Annotated in this window: 10 protein-coding genes; 1 reads left to right on the forward strand and 9 read right to left on the reverse strand. The window is 67.0% G+C overall.

Features of this window, described 5'->3' with window-relative positions; translation table 11 throughout:
• Positions 1-8 precede the first annotated feature (8 nt).
• From ABH941_RS23455 to ABH941_RS23490, 8 genes are all read right to left on the reverse strand, one after another.
• Positions 9-1784, reverse strand: a complete 1776-nt coding sequence (locus ABH941_RS23455; protein WP_370131408.1) for a ParB N-terminal domain-containing protein — start codon at positions 1782-1784, stop codon at positions 9-11.
• Positions 1785-4314: 2530 nt separating this feature from the next.
• Positions 4315-5118, reverse strand: a complete 804-nt coding sequence (gene istB, locus ABH941_RS23460; protein WP_370131409.1) for an IS21-like element helper ATPase IstB — start codon at positions 5116-5118, stop codon at positions 4315-4317.
• A gap of 30 nt (positions 5119-5148) precedes the next feature.
• Complete coding sequence (gene istA / locus ABH941_RS23465; protein WP_370131410.1) at positions 5149-6624, reverse strand: IS21 family transposase; 1476 nt, start codon at positions 6622-6624, stop codon at positions 5149-5151.
• A 2449-nt stretch (positions 6625-9073) separates the two neighbouring features.
• Positions 9074-9451, reverse strand: a complete 378-nt coding sequence (locus tag ABH941_RS23470) for a DUF6009 family protein (RefSeq protein ID WP_370131411.1) — start codon at positions 9449-9451, stop codon at positions 9074-9076.
• Positions 9452-9628: 177 nt separating this feature from the next.
• On the reverse strand, positions 9629-11155 hold the full coding sequence (locus ABH941_RS23475) for a phage/plasmid primase, P4 family (protein WP_370131412.1): 1527 nt from the start codon (positions 11153-11155) through the stop codon (positions 9629-9631).
• A 12-nt stretch (positions 11156-11167) separates the two neighbouring features.
• Positions 11168-12322: a bifunctional DNA primase/polymerase gene (locus ABH941_RS23480; RefSeq protein ID WP_370131413.1), complete on the reverse strand. Its 1155-nt coding sequence runs from the start codon at positions 12320-12322 to the stop codon at positions 11168-11170.
• Between the two features lie 527 nt (positions 12323-12849).
• Positions 12850-13431: a GNAT family N-acetyltransferase gene (locus tag ABH941_RS23485; protein WP_370131414.1), complete on the reverse strand. Its 582-nt coding sequence runs from the start codon at positions 13429-13431 to the stop codon at positions 12850-12852.
• Positions 13432-13688: 257 nt separating this feature from the next.
• Positions 13689-14999: a helix-turn-helix domain-containing protein gene (locus tag ABH941_RS23490; RefSeq protein ID WP_370131415.1), complete on the reverse strand. Its 1311-nt coding sequence runs from the start codon at positions 14997-14999 to the stop codon at positions 13689-13691.
• A gap of 186 nt (positions 15000-15185) precedes the next feature.
• On the opposite strand from ABH941_RS23490, the gene ABH941_RS23495 reads away from it, so the two are divergent.
• Complete coding sequence (locus ABH941_RS23495; RefSeq protein WP_370131416.1) at positions 15186-16622, forward strand: restriction endonuclease; 1437 nt, start codon at positions 15186-15188, stop codon at positions 16620-16622.
• Between the two features lie 34 nt (positions 16623-16656).
• Here the strand turns inward: ABH941_RS23495 and ABH941_RS23500 are convergent, their stop codons facing one another.
• Positions 16657-17202, reverse strand: coding sequence for a hypothetical protein (locus ABH941_RS23500; RefSeq protein ID WP_370131417.1), 546 nt, complete (start codon positions 17200-17202; stop codon positions 16657-16659).
• Positions 17203-17549 lie beyond the last annotated feature (347 nt).

Consider the following 17549-nt stretch of genomic DNA (forward strand, 5'->3'; position numbering starts at 1 on the left):
TGAGTCTCCTAGGAGAGGGGCGCGGCGTGCGTTGTGCCCGACGTGAGGTTTCCCTGGGAAACTTCGTCGATCTTGGACTGTTCCCAGGCCGAGGGAACGTAGTGGCCGCGGAGCGACAGGAATTCGACATGCGCAGCATCAGCCGCTGTCCAGACATGGCCAGGAAGCGTGAGGCGCAGTTCACGGCTGGCGAGGGCAACGCCCAGGGCAGCTCGGGCGCTCAGCTTAGCGTCTTCCGCTGCCGAGATGGAAGCGAAGTAGGTTTCAGCATTGGACGCTTCCGGGCCAATGCCCACCGATCGAAGCCACTGATATGCCTTGAGTTGGGCCAATGCGAGCGAGTTACTGTCGTGTTCCAGCGCAACGGAGACTAGCGAGCCATGCCATTCGAGCACGAGCGAGGTGGCATCCTCACTCTCGAGAACCATCTGGCAGGAGAGCTCCCGCTGCTCAACGGCATCCTCCTGGCCGACTGCGGAACGGGGTGATGGCACGTTCGCTTCACCTCGCGGCTCTGTACCCTGGCCCTCGGCCGACTCTGCGGGGCTCGCCACACGCGTCGCTGACGTCTCGTGAGACGGCATGGTAGCCCGGGAGGGTGAAGCCTCTTCCGTGGCCGACTCGGGCGTGTCGTCGGTCGCCCCTTCCGCAGGGCGCTCGGCGGCATCCAGGTCACCTTTTCCTTCTTCAGCCTCTACTTCCTCAACTGCCGCAAGCGGTGCAGCAGACGGCACGTACTGAGCAGAAGGCTCGCTGGCCGACTCAAGCGCTTCATTGGACGCCGGCTCTCCGGAACTCCCAGCAGCGCCCGAGTCACCCTCACCGGCCTCCGCCTCTACTTCCTCAACTGCCGTGAGCGGTGCAGCAGACGGCACGTGCTCGACGGAAGGCTGGCCGGCCAGCCCCGAAGCCGCCGTCGCTGGCGCGGACTCAACTTGCTTGTCCGTCTGCGGGATCTTCTTCGGAAACAATTCTTCGATCGCGCCGTCAGCGGTGAGTGTCCCCTCTCGCATCAGTTCCAGCACGGCGACCTGCTTGGCTTGTGCCTGGGTTCGTGCCTCCTCGTCGGCGAAAGCCGCAGCCGAGCAGAGCTGGGCGATTGCGTACGCGTCGCGCGGGCCCACCTCACCGCGGTGCGTCGCGTCCTGCACTTCACGAGCCATCCGCAGAAGCGAGAGGCGCTTGGAGGTCGTGCCCTTGGTGTACTTGAAAAGTCGCTCGCCAGCAGCCTCCGCCGTGATGCCCTTGCGCTGCCGGTAGTCCTGGATGGCCTCGGCCTGCTCAATCGGGCTGAGGTTGCTGCGCTCTTCGTTCTCCTCAACCATCGCCTCTTCGACGGCAAGTGTGCGAGCAATGTCATCTCGCAGGATCATCTTGATCAGAACGCCAGCTGCTTCAGCGCTAGCACGCCGACGGTGTCCGAAGATCGCTACCCACTCGCGCTGTTCCGTGTCGGGGTCGCATTCCGGGTAGTGCTCCACGAAGACCTCACGGTGCATCACCGCGCCCGGTTCGAGCACACCCTTGGACTTGATACTCGCGATAAGCGACGAGAGATCACCCAGGTGCTTTCGTGGATTGAGCGGGCACGGCGCGATGGCCTTCGGGTCCAGCTCGATTGTGTCGCCGTCAACAGGCAGGGCTGGCTCGCTCTCGGCGCCTTGCGGCGCACTGAACGTCCCTGCTGCCACTGTCGCAGCGATTCTGCGCTGGAGGATGGTATTGCTCGTAGCGTCGGGCGTGCCTCCGCCTTTGTTCCCGTTGCCGAGGACCCCGCGTGCCATGCGCCTTCTCCCTAGTGTCGGTGACTGCTGCGTCCACACGATAGCGGCCAGTGCGGCCCGGGGAACGCCCACCCGATGCGCGAGAGGGCGATTCATCCGAGATGTCATGATTCCGATAGTCGCGAGTTCCTGTGGTCTGGTCAGGCGCACCCGGGTGAGTACGCCTGCCCGCTCGGCTGGTCATGGGTCAGCAGGGGGTGGACGGACCTGGCGACACCGACGCTGGTTCGTCGCAGCCCGGTCGTCTCGCACAGATGCGGATGGCTAGTGACGTGATGGCTGGGCAGGGCACTGCATGGGTATCGCGGCGGTCAGCTGGCGTGGAGAGCATCGCCGATTGAGTCCGGTGCTGGCCCGTTCTCTCGAACGGGGCGGACTGAAAGCCTCAGCACTATGGCGTGTTGCCGCAGTACACCGCTCCGCTTCCGAGTCTGTCCGCCGGTCAGATCTTCCGCACCGTCAGCAGTGCATACATCCTGGGCATTGCCAACGCGGCGGTGGTGCGGTCACCGAACACAGCGTGATGCCAGCAACGCACGATGGTAGCCAGGCTGGCCTCATAAGAGACGGCCGCCAACCCCCATCTGGTAGACCCCCCTCCCCCAGCGTGCCGGCCCAAGTTTCCCCGGGAAACATCTGCTGCCGATCACTGGCAAGAGCTGGCACGAATGGAATCACCTCCTTCACATCCCCCTGGTTGGCTAGGCACCAATGGATCTCACATCGCCGTCCATCGGAGGTCGTGGGAATCGAGCGCCGGCTCATTTCCCTCACCACCACATCCAGGGGCCTGCGTCCGCAGCAGAGCGTGCCGCCCTGGGACAGCGCCGACAGCTCGATCACGGGCTGAAACTGCGTGCCCAAGCAGAGGCTGACGACGGACCGCCTATAGGAATCCGCGCCGTGGAGCGTCCGGACGCTAATCCGCACGGGGACCAACCTGGCGCCGTGACGAGACCCACCCTTCACCAAGCTAGCCCCGTCCGCCGACGCCGCAGCGATCTCGCCGAAGCGCCTCACCGCGGGCCTAGCCGGGAGCAGCCGGGGTCGTAGGCACATCGACGAGGGAACCGGCCACGGACACGGATTCACTGCAGGCAGCGCGCAGCGACTCACGCAGCCACATCTCTGGCGGTGGTGTAGCAGCCCGCGTCCCTGTAGCTCTCAGCGGTCGGACCGGAGCGTGTTGCTCAACGAACCACGAGGCGAACTGACTAGTGGGGTCGCACAGCGGCTCCGATACTCGGCGGGGGAGTCCTCCGGATGTTTCCCCGGGAAACATCCGGAGCCGCACGATGGCTATCGATGGGGCGCTTGAAGGCTGCCCCTGGCCCAGTGTCGCCCGGTCTGGGTTGAGGGTTGAGCGGGACTCATCATCCAGCGCCAATCGGCCGCCATCCCGTCACTCTCGCTGAGCCTGGGGACTCGGACGAGGATCATTCAGGACGACTCGCTAGAGCCTGCAGTGAGGCTCCGCTCCGCTCTGCTCCGCGAAATCTTGAGTGCTGGCGGTGGCCATGGATCGCCCAGGACTGTCGGCAATCCCTGAAGGATCGATCGCGAGCTGATCGCTGGTCGCAGATGTATCTCGGGCAGCGCCGACGCCGTCGGAAGCAGCCATCAGTTCTTCGCGGTGCGAACGTCCCGGGGTATAGCGGAAGAGACGAGGCTAGTTGGATCTGGCTGCCGCTCGCGCGGGCGAGACGCTAAATGATCGGGCCCGAGACTGCAGAAGTTTCCCGGGGAAACTAGCGCATCTAGATCTCACTGGTCCGCGCAGCGGTTGCGCCCCCACATCGACTACCGCTCGGACGGGCGGACAGGGTGCCCCACGTGTGCGTTCCTATCCAGTCGTTTGGCAGGCAGCGATGTCCAGGGCTCGTTCTGCGGCACCGACGGCCGGCTCATGGAGGTTGAGACCGCAGAGAATGCCCATCGGGCTCTTCTGAACGAGCAGAAGCGGGTCGCTGATGAGCTGGGCAGGTTAGGGGTCGTGCGGACAGCCTTGCTCCAGCGCGGGCCGACTTCGCCGAGCTTGGGGTTGAGGAAGTGAGCGGGCGACGATCGGCGACGCGTCCAGTCCACCGATTGCACGGGCGCCCTGCAGGCCCTCGACGAGTCGGACATCGCGACAGAGGAGATGCTGGTGGTCTACGGCAGGACGATGGTGGAGATCGAGGAGGGGACGGCCTCACCGAGCGAGGTCCATACGTAGGGCTTGTCGTCCACGCCAGCAGAGGAGCCACGCGTTGACGCCCAAGGTAGCTCGCGAGGCGGAGCTACTGCGACAGGACGCCATAGCCGCACTCGGCACTGCCCCGAGCCTGATTTCCACAGCCCGGCCTGGTCGAGACCGCTGCTTCTGCGCGGAGCGGGGTGAAACGGCGCTCCTGGGGTACCACGGAGGAGCGTCGATCTGCCGACAGTGTCAACGGTCATTGAGATGCCCAGGTGGGCGGTCATCTGGTGTCCAGGCTGGTGGCCATCAGAAATCCAGGCCTGTGGCCGGTGGTGTTCCTGGGGGTGGGGGTCAGTTCAGGGGGACCACTCCCTTGCCGGCGAGGGCCTCGGCGAGCCGGTGGGAGTCGCCGGTGGTGGTCACCAGGTGAGCGTGGTGCATGAGGCGGTCGGTGCTGGCCCCGGCGAGGGTCTTGGGCATGATCGTGTCGAAGCCCGAGGGGTGGATGTTGCTGGTCACCGCGATGGAGCGTCGTTCGTAGGCGGCGTCGATGATGCGGTAGAACGCCTCGGCAGCGTCCTCGCCGACCGGTAGTAGGCCAATATCATCAATGACGATCAAGTCGGCCCGGCAGATCCGCGCGACGGTTCGCGCGGTGGACCCGTCGACCTTCGACTTGCCGATCGCCGCGGCCAGGGTCTCCAGGGTGAACCAGGCCACCCGCAGGTCCTTCTCGATCGCGGCCTGGGCCAGGCCCTCGGTGAAGTGCGACTTTCCGGTTCCCGACGGGCCGGCGATGACCAGGTTCTCGGCGCGGCCGATCCACTCCAGGGTGGTTAGGGAGTTCTGGGTGGGTTCAGGGATGGTGGAGTCCTCGGCCCGCCAGGAGGCCAGGGTCTTGCCGGTGGGGAAATTCGCCGAGTGGCGTCGAAGGTGGCGGGTCGCGGCGTCGCGGCCGGTGACCTCCTCGGCGATCAGCAACCGCAGGACCTCGGCGGGGTCCCAGCGTTGCGCGCGGGCGGTGGCCAGCACGTCGGGTGCGGCCTTGCGCATGTAGGGCAGGCGCATCCGGCGCATCAGCTTGTCGAGTTCCTCGGGGATGGCCGGCGGGTTGGGAAAGCTCATGGCGGTGCCGTTCTCTTGAGTGACGTTCAATCAGGCTGCTGTGCTGGGCGGCCTGTCGGCTCAGCGGCCCAGGGCCTGCCAGCCGATGGTGCCGTTCTGGGCGGAGTGGGCCTCGTCCGCGCGCACGACCTGCCCGGCCGGCTTGTTCGCGGCGATGTGCTCCAGGATGGAGACCAGGTCGTCGTCGGCGAAGCGCCCGGCCGCTGCCGCCAGCCCCAGGGCCTGGTCGACCTTGTCGCCGCCCAGGACGGTGGCGAGCTCGACGGCGTGGGCCATCTTGGCGCGGATCCGGACCGTGCCTGCGGGTCCCGCCTCCTTGAGCCAGCGCCCCGCTCCCGGTCCGATGCCCACGAACGCGATCTCCGCCTCCGAGCGCGGTTGCAGTCGGGGCTGGTGGACCGAGCGACCGTCGGGATGGTCGGGGTAGTGCGCGTCGATGATCTGCGGAACGCCGGGCGTGGACAGCTGGTGGCGCCAGATCTCGGACAGGTCACCGGAGTTGGTGCGGGCGGTGATCGACAGTTCCTCGCCGACCACCCGGCACCAGACCCGGGCGCCGGTATATCCCGGCGGGGTCGAGTAGCGCACCGCTTGGAAGCTGATCGTGCGGTCCGAGCCGACCACCCGCTCCTCGCCCAGCGCGAGGGCAAGGGGCTCGGTGGGCAGGACGTGCAGCGTGGTGCGTTCGATGTCCAAGCGGTCCGCCGGGATCTGCCCGGTCGCTCGGTGGCGGCGCGTGTTCACCGCATCGCACCAGGTCAGGCAGGCGTCGGCGAGGTCGGCGAAGGTGTCGTAGGCGGGCAGCAGGTTCGCGTCGGTGGGCACCAGGTCGGCCTTGGCGATGCGGACGGTGGCCTCCGCGCCGCCCTTGGATTCGGGGTCGTAGGGCACGCAGGACACAACCTGGCAGCCGTAGTGCCGGCCGGCGGCGACCATCTGCGGGTGCCGCACCGGGATCCCGGCGATGTGCTCGACGGTGACGGTCTTCGCGTTGTCGGTCAGCACGTAGGTCGGGGCCCCGCCAATGCGGCGCAAGGTGGTGTCCAGGCAGGCCACCAGGGTGCCCAGGGTGCAGTCCCAGACCGGGATCACCACCCGGAAACGGGACCAGGACAGCCATGCGCAAAACAGCCAGGTCCGACGCCCGCCGATGCGCGGGCCCTCGCCCCAGTCGAACTGCAGCCACATCCCCGGCTCGGGGATCCACGGACGGTAGGTCCGCCGCTTGCCGGCCCTCCACGCGTTCTTCGCCGCATTCACCGCCCGCCGGGTCGAGCGCGCACTGCCCCCGAAGCCCATCTTCACGAGCTTGTCGTGGGCCACATCCGCGCGGATCGTCGCCTTCGACTGGTCGACCCAGTCCTCGACCTTCTCCAGGAATGCGTCGATCATCTTGGGCCGCGGCTCGCGCTCGTACGGGTTGCGCCCGCTGGCGCGGGCCTCGACATACCGCTTGACCGTCTTCGGGTCGTGTCCTGTCAGGGTGGCCGCCGACCAGACCGTCTCGGTCAGGTCGTACGCCTCGAATATTTCCATGATCTCTCTGTCAGACTTCGTCACAGGACCTCTCCGGCCGGTTCGCTGTTGCTTCGCAAACACCAGCAAACCGGACGGAGGGGTCTTCTTCAGATAAGGGAGCGATCAGGAACACCGCAGGCCGGACGGCCATCCACCTGGATTTCTGGTGGCCATCAGCCGGGACTCAACTGGCCGCACACCTGGACTCTGCCATGGCCGCCGACACGACAGTCTGACCAGCGCCATTCGTCCTCGGATATGAATGCGCCACGGACCAGGGGTCGCCGAGAAGCCGTCCACCTGTGGAATCACCAACCGGGTACTGGACCGGGCGACCGGGCGCCCCGGCCCATCCATTCGCCCACCTACTGAACGACGTGCTGGACTCCCGGCCGAGAATCGGCCACTTGATTCGCGCAAACATACCTCGGGGCTGCCTGGCAGAGTGCCTCAAGTGCCCGCAGTTCGCAAGAGTTGGAGAGTACCTGATGCTCGATCTCGCACATGGACATGCGGGCGGACATCAACCTTGCGGGTCCGACCCGGTACTCGTGGTACCGACGTCATGGACTCATCACTGGAGCGACATGCCGACCGTGTCGCAGAGCGCCAAGGTGGAAGATGGTCGAGGACCCACTGACTGAGCAGGCCACGGGTCGCTCCACCTGCCACCACAGTGTCAGCGGCCTGCCGGGGGATCGCTGCTGTGATCTATGCGAGTCGTTCAAGTTGGCGGGGATGGGCATCGAGCCACGTCAGTTGTCACGCACGCTGTCTCCCCTCCGATCTCATCAGCTTCGGTGCCACAGGAGTTGCCGGCGAACAACCGGGTCGAGTGGCTAGTCAGAAGGTCACGCCGGGGTTTCAGGACAGCCTTGGGATGCAAACTGGCAAGCGCCGCGAGACCACGCGACGAGTCGATTTCCATTGTGGAAATCCAGCCGCAGTAGGCTAGGTGCATGGAGAAACGCCAGCTCAGGCGGGGTCACCGTCGTCTTGATCCCACTACTCCCCTTATCAAGGCGCGTCCTTCGGCAGGGGCTGCTGGAGCCCGAGCCGCATCCGAATTGCGTGCCCTTTTGGTGGCGTGCGGGTCGGACGAGACTATGCTCCCGACGTCGGACGAACCGATCCAGCTTCTCCTTGCTGCTGGGCCCCTGTCGCGACGCATCGCTGATGAGAGCTCTCGGAGGACGGCACTCGTTCTTCGCGTGCTGCTATGCGAGTGGGTCAGGGGAGAGCTGGATGGCATGCAACTGCGCGCCGTGGATGACGCACGACGTGATGGTGCCGAGTGGGCTGAGCTTGCTCCTGCGCTGGCCGTCGAGACGGCGAGCGGTGCTCACAAGCGTGCTTCCCGGTTGCGGGCGGAGGCTCTGGGTTCACCAGGTGAGCCATCAGTTCGGCGGACGCCGGAGGCCGTCGTTGCTGTACTTGCAGACCGGGCAGCGGAGGAAGCCAGGACGAGGGCGACAGCGCTGGAGACGCGGAGGAATCAGGCGCGCATCCTGGACTCGGCGCATGCCCTCGTAGAGGCCCGCAGCGCCCTCTTGGTGGACGAGGACGTTGAGTATTGGTTGGACGAGGTCCTGGAGACCCTGGACAACGTCTCCAGGCGCGACGGGCCGACCGAAGTGCAGTTGGCAGCTCTCACCGGTTGCATGCGTGCCACGCTCCGCGGTGTTACTCGTCTGGCCAGGGATCGTGGTCAGGCCGCTGCGTCGAACGCAGCCAGTCAGCGCACCCTGGAGCAAGTTCGGCGTCTGCTCGACCGTGAAAGATCGTGACACGTGCCTCACTGCCCAGCAGAGTGAGCGCTATGCGGCCCTCGCCAGGCAGCCCGATGCGGGTTGCCCATTGGTGCACTGGGTGGGGGAGTGGTCGGAAGGGAGGACGTGCGTGCCGTCTGGGGCGTGCCGACGCGCCCGTCCCCGCATGGGCGGGACACTGGGCAGAACCGACCATCTCCGAGCCGGGATTAGGGCGGTGCACCGCCTGCCAGGGGGAGGGCTCTTGTGTGAGTGCTTGTCGAGCGGATTAAGGCACCAACTTGGTTCAGGCACTCCACAAAGCTGCAGTTCACAGCGCTTGTAGACTGGGCTCAGTGCCTGAAGTGCCCGTAATTCGAGGTTCGGAAAATGTGGGTAGGCCGCAGCGTCGCGTGGAGTCTGCCGACTGATCCGCAGCTCACGGTTTCCAGCCCTACTCACCGGCGGTCCAGCCGTAGGGTGCGGGGGATCGGCATCGGAATTCGTAGGGCCACTACATAGCTCCTCCACTGCGACCAGATTCAAGGAGCGAGCACGGCCCAGGACACCCAAGTCCTATGGAACACGGGGGCGGCACGAAGGTAGGGGTGCGGCAGGCGCCGGCGGACTCTGGTGAAGGGGCACTGGGAGTGTCGCCAGCCCAGGCGAGAGATGCGTGAAGGGCACCCGCGGTGCAGGTGCCCTTCTGATTGGCTTGCCTACGCAGCGCCCTGCGCTGCGACCTCATCTGGATGCTTGCCGAGGACACCGATACTCACTGTGCCCGGCACGATTGCTTCCGTCGGCGTCCCCACCTGATAGGGGCCGCTCGGATTGGCATCCAGGTCGTTGTTGTTGAGGTAGAAGACCCGGCGCAGCCACTTGTGCGGGCTGTCGGGAAAGCGCGGGTCTGCCGCCGCCCGGAGATTGCCCCATCCCAGCAGCGTGCCGTCTCTGTGGAATTCCGGCTTGCCTTGTCGCCGTCGGGTCCGCTCGATGCGCTGGCGGATGTAGCTGTACCTCGTGGGGTCGACGCCAGGCATCCACTCGATCGCGACCTCGTCTTCGAGATCGGCGTCGGTGATGAACACTGCCATCGTGGGTGACCTTCCTTGTAAGCAGGGTGTCGACCTGCTGGCTCTGCAGTTGGGACTGGTTTGTCTATTCCCCAAGGCCCTTGGTCGCATGCTCACACGGGCGCACTACCCGCATCATACGGGGCGCGCCCAGGCGTGGGTAGCAGACCGCCTGGGATGTCCGGATTCCATGGCGTCTCAACCGTCTTCCTTGAGGCCCAGGCCTGGGTAGTACTTCTTGCCGTTGGAGCGAGGTAGATCGTCGGGGGACTTGATCCCGAGGTCCTGGCGGACCCGTCCGTGGAAGGCGCGCTGGGACGACGGCTGACCGCCGATTCCCTCATCACGCCACCAGTCGCTGTACGCAAGGTAAAGCTGGGGCTGGAGTACTCGGATGGCTGGGTCGTTGGGGCGCCTCACGCACATCTCGGCGATGAAGCGACCAACGTGGTCCTCAGTCTTGGCGTACTCCTGCGTGGCCATCCGCACGATGGACGGCCCTTCGAGTGCGTCCGGATTTCGGAGGTAGCGCTGTGCACCTTCGATCAGAAACGCGAGGATGCCAGGCCCCTCCTCCTGGACGAGCTTCTCGGCGAGGTTGTGGACACGCCGATCTTCACTCACGGTCCTGGTGAAGGGGACGAGGCGGAGCCGACGCCAGAAGGCTGGATCTCCACCCGTGGGTACTTCGGGCTTGTGGTTACCGATGAGCCAAAGGTGGTGGGTCATCTTGAAGGTGTAGAAGTCCTTACGCATCCGACGCGCGGAGATGTCGCCGGAGCTCGTCAGGGCCTTAACGCGTTGCTCGTTGAAGCGGTCTGTTGCCTTGACCTCGTTGCAGAGCATGATGCGCCGACCGTGCAGCTCGGTGAGCTCAGTTGCATGCTCGGCGTAGGGCTTGGTCATCAGGAAGCCCTCAGGTGCCACTGCGGCGTAGTCGCCCATGAGCTCGACAACGGTGTCGAGAAGTACGCTCTTGCCGTTCTTTCCAGCGCCGTGCAGGAATGGGAGAACGTGAGCTCCGACGTCTCCAGTGATGGAGTAGCCCATCAAGATCTGGAGGTAGTTGATCAGCTCCTGGTCTTCTCGCTCCTGGCCGAAAGTGTCGTAGAGGAAGTTCTTCCACCGCGGTGTCGGCATCTTCTCCGGTGCGACCCGGGTCATGCGAGTATGCCGGTCCCTGCGGGAGTCGGGCGGAGTGATCTCGCCGGTGCGCAGGTTGATGATGCCACCGGGGGTGCAGAGCAACTCAGGGTCGGAGTCCATCTGCTCGGCCTCGAGGGATACCTCTTCGAAGGTGGCCGCCTGAGTCAGCATGGCCTTCATACCGGCGGTGGACTCGCTGCTGCGGATGTGAGCATCGACGGCCTTCTTGTCGAATCCGCGTTGGGCGAGATTGAGGCGGTCGATGTAGGCGCCCAGGGTGCCTGCGGTGTGTAGCGCCTTCTTCTCGCCCTCGCCTCGGGACCACCGGCTTCCGTCCCAGACATACCAGCCGACGTCGGTCACGTGCCGGAAGGTGCCGCCATGGAGCTGGACGAACAGCTCAGCGTTCCACCGCTCGGTCAGTCGACGGGGGAGTCGGATCTGCGTCTGCTGACCTTGGGCTGGGACCTCGGCACCGGACGGGTCAGGACTGTCGGACAGGTGGCCCTGGTCGTCGAGCAGAGCCATCTGCGCAGCCGCCGCGGGTGCATCGAAAAGTGCCTCGGTGGCGCTAGTCATCTGGAGCGGTCCTTAGTCCTGGAAGGGGCGGCTGGCCCCAGCCTGGATGCCTGAGTTGATGATTGCGGTGATTTGCCGGTGGTGAGGGCGAGCATGCTGTGCGGCGCTCTGGAGGAGAGCGACGGCGTCGTGATGGTCTAGGGTGCCGGCGGCGATGAGGCCGCCAGCGGTGAAGGCAGCCCGGTTAAGCTTCTCGGTGAAGGCGAAGCCCGTGGCTACGTTGGCGCAGGTGCGGATGTCTTCGAGTAGCGATGCCAGGCGCGTGGCCGCTGGAACTGTTCCGCGCCGCGGGGACCGCGGGGCGGGCATACATGGCAGCTCCGGCATTGGTCTGGGAGCCCTGTCGGCGTGGCCGGTGCGTAGGAGCTCGTCGATCAGCCAGTCCGGCGCCGGAGCCGGCATTCGCGCGGTGCCGTACGCGAGGTACCCGCCGGACCTGGTCATGGTGCCGGGGGCGACAATAGAGCTCCGCATTGCTTTGACGTCCACTTGCCATGCGAGGGCGACAGTCCCGTTGGTGCCCACGGACGACCGCAAGTCTGGCTGGGTGGGTAGCAGACGGTAGTACACGTGCATGCCGTGCTGCGGTGTGGCGACACGGAGTGTCGTGTCGTCGTCAGTTGGACTCCGCTGCCCGCGCAGTGCTGCCAGAAGAGCGAGTGTGTGGAATCCGTTCGCGAGACCTGTCAGGTCTACTGACGCGGGGATGTTGATCCCAGGCAGCAGCGCTGAGCGCTCAGGGACGACCACTGCATGACGGTCGACGTCCAAGACGAGAAGCCGCCCCGGGCCGGTGGAGATCGAGACACCGAACGCTGGGTTGTGGGTCCACCACTGGTGGATTCGCTCGGGACTCGTTGTCGCCGCGTGGAAGGCGTGGCACCAACGACCTGCCTCGATGCACCCACAGTCGCGTGCAGGGTGAGCTGGGCTTCCGTCAGATCGTGGCTGGCAACGACCGCAGTTCGGAGCCGGTCGCTTCGACAAAGGAGACAAGGGCCAGACCGGCCAGTCGCGGCGTGCCCACCAGAGGGCGACATCGAGGCTCCGTGAGTGGACGGACGTGCCCGTCTGCTGCCCTTCCATCGCCGACTTGAACCGTGCCTTTCGGTTGCTCACTGATCCGGGCACAGGCGGGCCAGTGCCCGTAGTGCCTGAGATCCGCATGTTGCGGTGACAGGAGCTTAGCGCGTGGCAGTAGGTAGGCGTGGGATCTGCGTCGCGATTTCCGGAGTTGAGTCACTTCGGACACTGCCCGGGGCGGCATAGAAGGAGTTACAGAGCTTTTGCCCCATTTTGCGAGTGCCCGAAGTGACTCAACTCCGAAGTTCATCGAAGAGGTGCCCAGCGAGGTGCTGAAGGAGTGCCTGAAGGCACTTCGGCCCTTGCCTTGGCGCGCGGTATACACCCGCCCCGCCTCCGGGCCAGAGGCTTGCTGACCAGCAAAGATACCTTCATGAGTTGGCTATCAGAGAGTCCAGCGTAGAGCCGAAGAAGTGCCTGAAGTGCCTGAACCGCCAATTACCTTCCTGCTGAGCCTTCTTGTGTACACACGCCCGTGAGTGAGTTCTGGTGAGCTGTAATATGCCGGACAGGCACTTCAGGCACTCCGCCAGCTGTGGCAAGCCCCTGAGCTGGGCATTTGTTTGTGCCTCAGCTTGTTACAAGGTGCCTGAACCGACACTGAGGCCCTCTCACCGGAGGTCCTGGGGGTCTTTCAACGCATTAACCTCAGAGTTTTGGCCAGTGCCTGAGAGCTGTGATGGAGGTTCCGCCCGCTGCGGAGGGCGAAGTGTCTTGCTCAGCGCCCGATTGATCAGAGGATCGCGGCCAGCGACGTAGGGCTCGATCAGGCCGTATCCGCAACGGGTGTAGAGGGCAAGGGCCGCATGGTTCTTGATACCGGTCTCCAGGATGACCTCGGACATGCCGTGCTCACGGGCGTCCTGCTCCAGGGCCTCCAACATCCGTCGCCCGTAGCCGCGTCCGCGGGCGGGCGAGGTCACGTACATGCGCTTCACCTCTGCGGTAGCAGCTCCGGCGGTCCGCCATCCTCCGCAGGCCACGGCGATCGCGTCCTGGCCGGTGGCGAGGAGGAACAGGCCGTGGGGAGGCGCGAACTCCGCGGCGGCGGTGGCCCCGGGGTCGTCGGCTCGCCCGTAGAGGGCGAGCTGTTCGCGCTGGAGGGCGCGAACGAGCGCGTGGGCGGCCGGGCTGTCGTAGGGGACGGCGGTGATCGTCAATGCATGCGCCGCGGTCGGGGGCGTCTGGGTCATGCCGCCGATAGTGCCGTGCTGACGGCTTCGGGTGCATCAGTTCCGTAGGTGGCCCGTCGGGGCCTGCCCGCTTGGGCGATCACATTCCGTCAGGACAACTTGCAGCCAACGGACAGGCTGCAAGGGATGCAGCCGCCCAGGGGCATGGCGCCGAGCGGCCGCCTCGGTGCCGCAGGCATCCAAGCCGACGCGGACACGGTTCGTGCCTCTTGCCCTGGTGCGGGCGTGGCGAATGACGCGCTACAGAGCCTGCAGTGTCACAGGGTGGAGTGGAAGGTGGTCATCAGCACCTTGGTGAGGGCGTCGGCTACGGCCGCATCCACCGCCGCGGTGTGCCGCTGGTGGGTGGGGGTGCCCCGGTGGAGCCGGTTGGCGTGGCAGTAGGCCGTCGACAGGTTCAGGCCCATCGCGACGACGGCGCCCAGCTCGTCGCGGTCGGCGTCCTGGCCGTTCAGCTGGCTTGCCATCACGGGGGAGGCGAAGCGGGTGATCGCGTTGCACATTTCACCGAGGATCGCCGGCCAGTCCCCTCGGTGCATGAGTGCGGGCAGGGTCACCGGCCCCAGGGTTCCGCCGAGGTCGCCGGGCGTTCGGGTGGGGCCCGAACGGGTACGCCGGGAGAGCAGGTCGGCCCCGGGATCGTCCAGGCCCTCACCCAGGTCCAGGAACCACATGCCGTTGCCGGCGCCGGGGCGGGTGGTCTCGTCGTGCCACACCGGGTGGGCGCGCAGCCGGGCCGCGTCCGTGGTGGCCCGGCGGACCTGGACGCCCTCGGTGCCGCAGTCGTCGGCGGGCGCTTTCCAGACGTCGGTGGCGGCGACCGTGCTGGCGGGGGTCCCATGTGAGCGTGGCGCTCCGCGTCGTTCCGGTGGTCCGGTGCGGTCCAGCAGCCGGGTGAACTCCTCGGCGCTGAAGCCGTAGGCGGCACTGAGGGCTTTCCAGTCCCGCGGACCGGGGATCGCCGTCCCCGACTCCCAGGACGCGACGGTGTTGACCGAGACGCCGCCGACGGCGGCTGCGACCTGGGCCCGGGTGCGGCCGGCCCGCTCTCGGCGCAGGAACAACTCACGCGGGACGATCGGGAGCTGCACCGCCCAGGTCAGCAGGTCGGTGGCGGCCTTCACCGGTGCTTCGGCGTCGCAGCCTTTGACCAGGCGGAGGACGATCCGTGCGAACTGCCTGCGCTGGCCAGCGGACTGGTCGGGCGGCGATCCCGCGTACACGCCCAGGGCCTGGTCGGGGACCTCGTAGAACCGGAAGTCGGTTCCCAGGTCGCCGCCGAAGATCTCGTCGGTGTCCTCGTGAGACTGGTCCGCCGATTCCTTGAGGCCGGTGATCGACAAGAGCGCCACGATGCCGTCCAGCGTCGTCCGGTCGGGGTCGGTGCCCGGCAGGCAGATCCGTACCAGGCGCGCGATCGCGCGGTTGAAGCCGGTGGGATCGGCGCCGGGCTGGGGCAGGTTCTCGGCCAGGAAGGCGAACTCCAGCAGGGCGGCGCCCCGTCGGCGCCGTACGTCGGGGTGCAGCGTGTAGGGGGGGACCTGGCTTGCGCGTTTCGGTGCGATCACCGCTCCAGCGTGACCGGCCCCGTCCCGTAGCGGCAAGGTTCCGCGAAAACTCTGGCATCGGCGCAGCGCACGCTCTTCTTCCGGAAACGGCGGCGGCGCCCGGCAGCGGGAGCAGAGGTGAAGGCAGCGCGGTGGCCGCCGGGAATCTGGCGGGGTGCGGTGCCTGTGGGGTCGACAATGGCGGGTGTGACCGACGATGTGGCGTTGCGCGAACTGATTCTGCGGTACCGGCGGCTGAGGACGATGGGCGGCCGGCAGGCCCAGGGGCGCGGGCAGGAGTTCAACACGTTCCTGCGCGACCTGCTGCGCGCCTGGGGCCTGGAGGCCCATGCCGACCAGCGGGGCCTGCGGAACCGCGACGAGACGGACGTGGGCTTCTCCGTCGGCCGGGCGTACTACATCCTCGAGGCGAAGTGGACCAAGGAGCCGATCAACCTCGACCCGGTGGCGAAGCTGTACCTGCGCTTGAGGGTCCGCCCGCCCAACACCGCCGCCGTCCTGGTGTCGATGGCCGGGTTCACCGGCCCGGTGCGGGAGTTCACCGAATACCACCCCGAGATCATCCTGCTGGACCGAACCCACATCGAGGCCATGCTCACCGGCCTGGTGGACCCCGACGTGCTGCTCCACCTCCTGTTCTCGTGGACCAGCCGGCGCGGCGGCTCCTACGTCACCGCGGCGGACCTCCTCCTGTCGCCCTACCCGCCGAACCTGCCCGTTTGGACCGGCCCCGGCGATTCCGTGTCCCCCGTCCCCGCTGTCACCGGGTTCGCGGACACGGTCGGTGCGTCGGTGGTGCTCACCGCGGAACCGCAGGAGGACCACTTCACCGGCATGTCCCTCGCGTCGGACCGATCGCTCCTGCTGACCTGCGGCTCCGGTGTCCAGCGGCTGGACCCCCGCTCGGGCCGCACGTCCTGGGAACTGCCCCTGGCCGGTACCCGCACCGCGGTCGCACCTGGTGCGAGCGGCGGACTGCTCGTCGCCTGCGAGAGCGGCATCGTCAGCTGGGACGGGGAGCAGCTGCTGCCGGTCGCCGGCGCGTTCCGGCCCGGGAGTCAGCTGATCACCGGCCCCGCCGGCAGCCGCTGGGTGTTCTCCACCACCGGCCCGACGGGCGATGTATGGAAGGGCTCGCACACCTTGACTCGGATCGGTGAGCGGGTCGGTGACGAGACTCACTGGCCGATCGAGTTCTCCGGTCAGGTCAAACGAGCGGCCCTGACCGGGACGGGGGACCTCTACCTCGGCAGCGGCTACCAGGGCGGTGTCCTGGAGGTCGGCGCCGGGATGAGGCTCGATGACAGCAACTGGTTCATTGCCGCTCCGCTCCGCGACCTGACCGCCCTGCTGGCCGTGGGGGAGCACACCGTCCTCAGCGCCGGCGCTTCCACCGAGGCCGGGCAGGTCGCCCTCTACTCCACCGACCTGAGGACCGGCCGGCACAGCGAACTGGTGACCGTCGAGGGCAATGCCGCGACCGCGCTGGCCGGCGACGGTGAGGGCGGCTGCTACCTGCTCCTGGACGCCTGGATTCCCCGCTCCACCCGGCCGCGCCCGGTGCTGATGCACCTGGCGGGTGCGGCCCAGGACATGCAATCTGCAGCCGTGCCCGCGAGCTGAAGCCGACCGGTGACGCCCCGGAGCCCGCCGGTCTCTACCGCGAACTGCTGGCCGTGCTCAGGAGCGTGACACCCGGCACCAGCTCCACCTCGTCGTCCGCCGCGGTCGGTGCCGGGTACTCCAAGAAGTCCCCGGCGCCGGCGAACATCAGCACGCGGGAACATCCGGTACGTGAGAAGACACGGTAGTAGTCGCCGATGTCGACGGCAGCGGGGCAGACCCGCGTCTCGCTGACCGTGAGCAGCCGGGAGAGGTACTCGGCGTCCGGGTGAAGTCGGGAGAGGCATTCGGTGAACGCCAGCTCCGGGGCGAGCGCCAGCCCGGCCTCTCGGGCCAGGTCCGGGCCCTGGACTCGGCCGCAGGACCCACAACGGACCCTCCACTGGTCCCAGTCCGCTCCCGGGTGCAGCCAGCGTCCGTACCGGGACCACGTGCCGGCGTCGAGCATCGCCCGCGCCGGCGCGAGCCGGGTGATCCGGTTCCCGCGCCGGGCAACGCCGCGTGCGTCGGTGTAGGACAGGCCCTGGAGATCGTCCAGCTGGCGGGCGGCCCGCTGGACCTTGCGATTGCGCTGAGGCATGGTGCTTCGCTTTCCCGGCTCCCATGCCGCCACCGAAGGCAGGCTCGAATCGCACTGACATCCGACGCTGGGTCAAAGACACTGCCCCGAACCGCAGTCCACGGGCTCCTTGCGGCCACCCCGGACGGCATGGGCGTCATCGGGACGAACCAGGCAGGCGCAACCACCTCGACGCAGACCCTACCGTTCCCCGTCCGGCCCCGCAGACAGCGCCACACCCGCACCGCCCCAGCGCCCGCCACCGCGCCACCGCCGGTCCCTGCCCGACGACAAGAGTGTCCGCACCCGCGCAGAAGGCCATGCTCGCCGCCTGGCCGCCGGATCCGCGGGCCAGGACAGCGATCGCG

This window comes from Streptacidiphilus sp. EB103A, assembly GCF_041261405.1.
In the GTDB taxonomy this organism is placed as follows: domain Bacteria; phylum Actinomycetota; class Actinomycetes; order Streptomycetales; family Streptomycetaceae; genus Streptacidiphilus.

Excerpts from the sequence above, each read along its gene's own strand:
- ABH941_RS23455 (WP_370131408.1), bottom strand. The coding sequence starts at position 1,784 with ATGGCACGCGGGGTCCTCGGCAACGGGAACAAAGGCGGAGGCACGCCC.
- istA (WP_370131410.1), bottom strand. The coding sequence starts at position 6,624 with ATGGAAATATTCGAGGCGTACGACCTGACCGAGACGGTCTGGTCGGCG.
- ABH941_RS23470 (WP_370131411.1), bottom strand. The coding sequence starts at position 9,451 with ATGGCAGTGTTCATCACCGACGCCGATCTCGAAGACGAGGTCGCGATC.
- ABH941_RS23475 (WP_370131412.1), bottom strand. The coding sequence starts at position 11,155 with ATGACTAGCGCCACCGAGGCACTTTTCGATGCACCCGCGGCGGCTGCG.
- ABH941_RS23480 (WP_370131413.1), bottom strand. The coding sequence starts at position 12,322 with ATGCGGATCTCAGGCACTACGGGCACTGGCCCGCCTGTGCCCGGATCA.
- ABH941_RS23485 (WP_370131414.1), bottom strand. The coding sequence starts at position 13,431 with ATGACCCAGACGCCCCCGACCGCGGCGCATGCATTGACGATCACCGCC.
- ABH941_RS23500 (WP_370131417.1), bottom strand. The coding sequence starts at position 17,202 with ATGCCTCAGCGCAATCGCAAGGTCCAGCGGGCCGCCCGCCAGCTGGAC.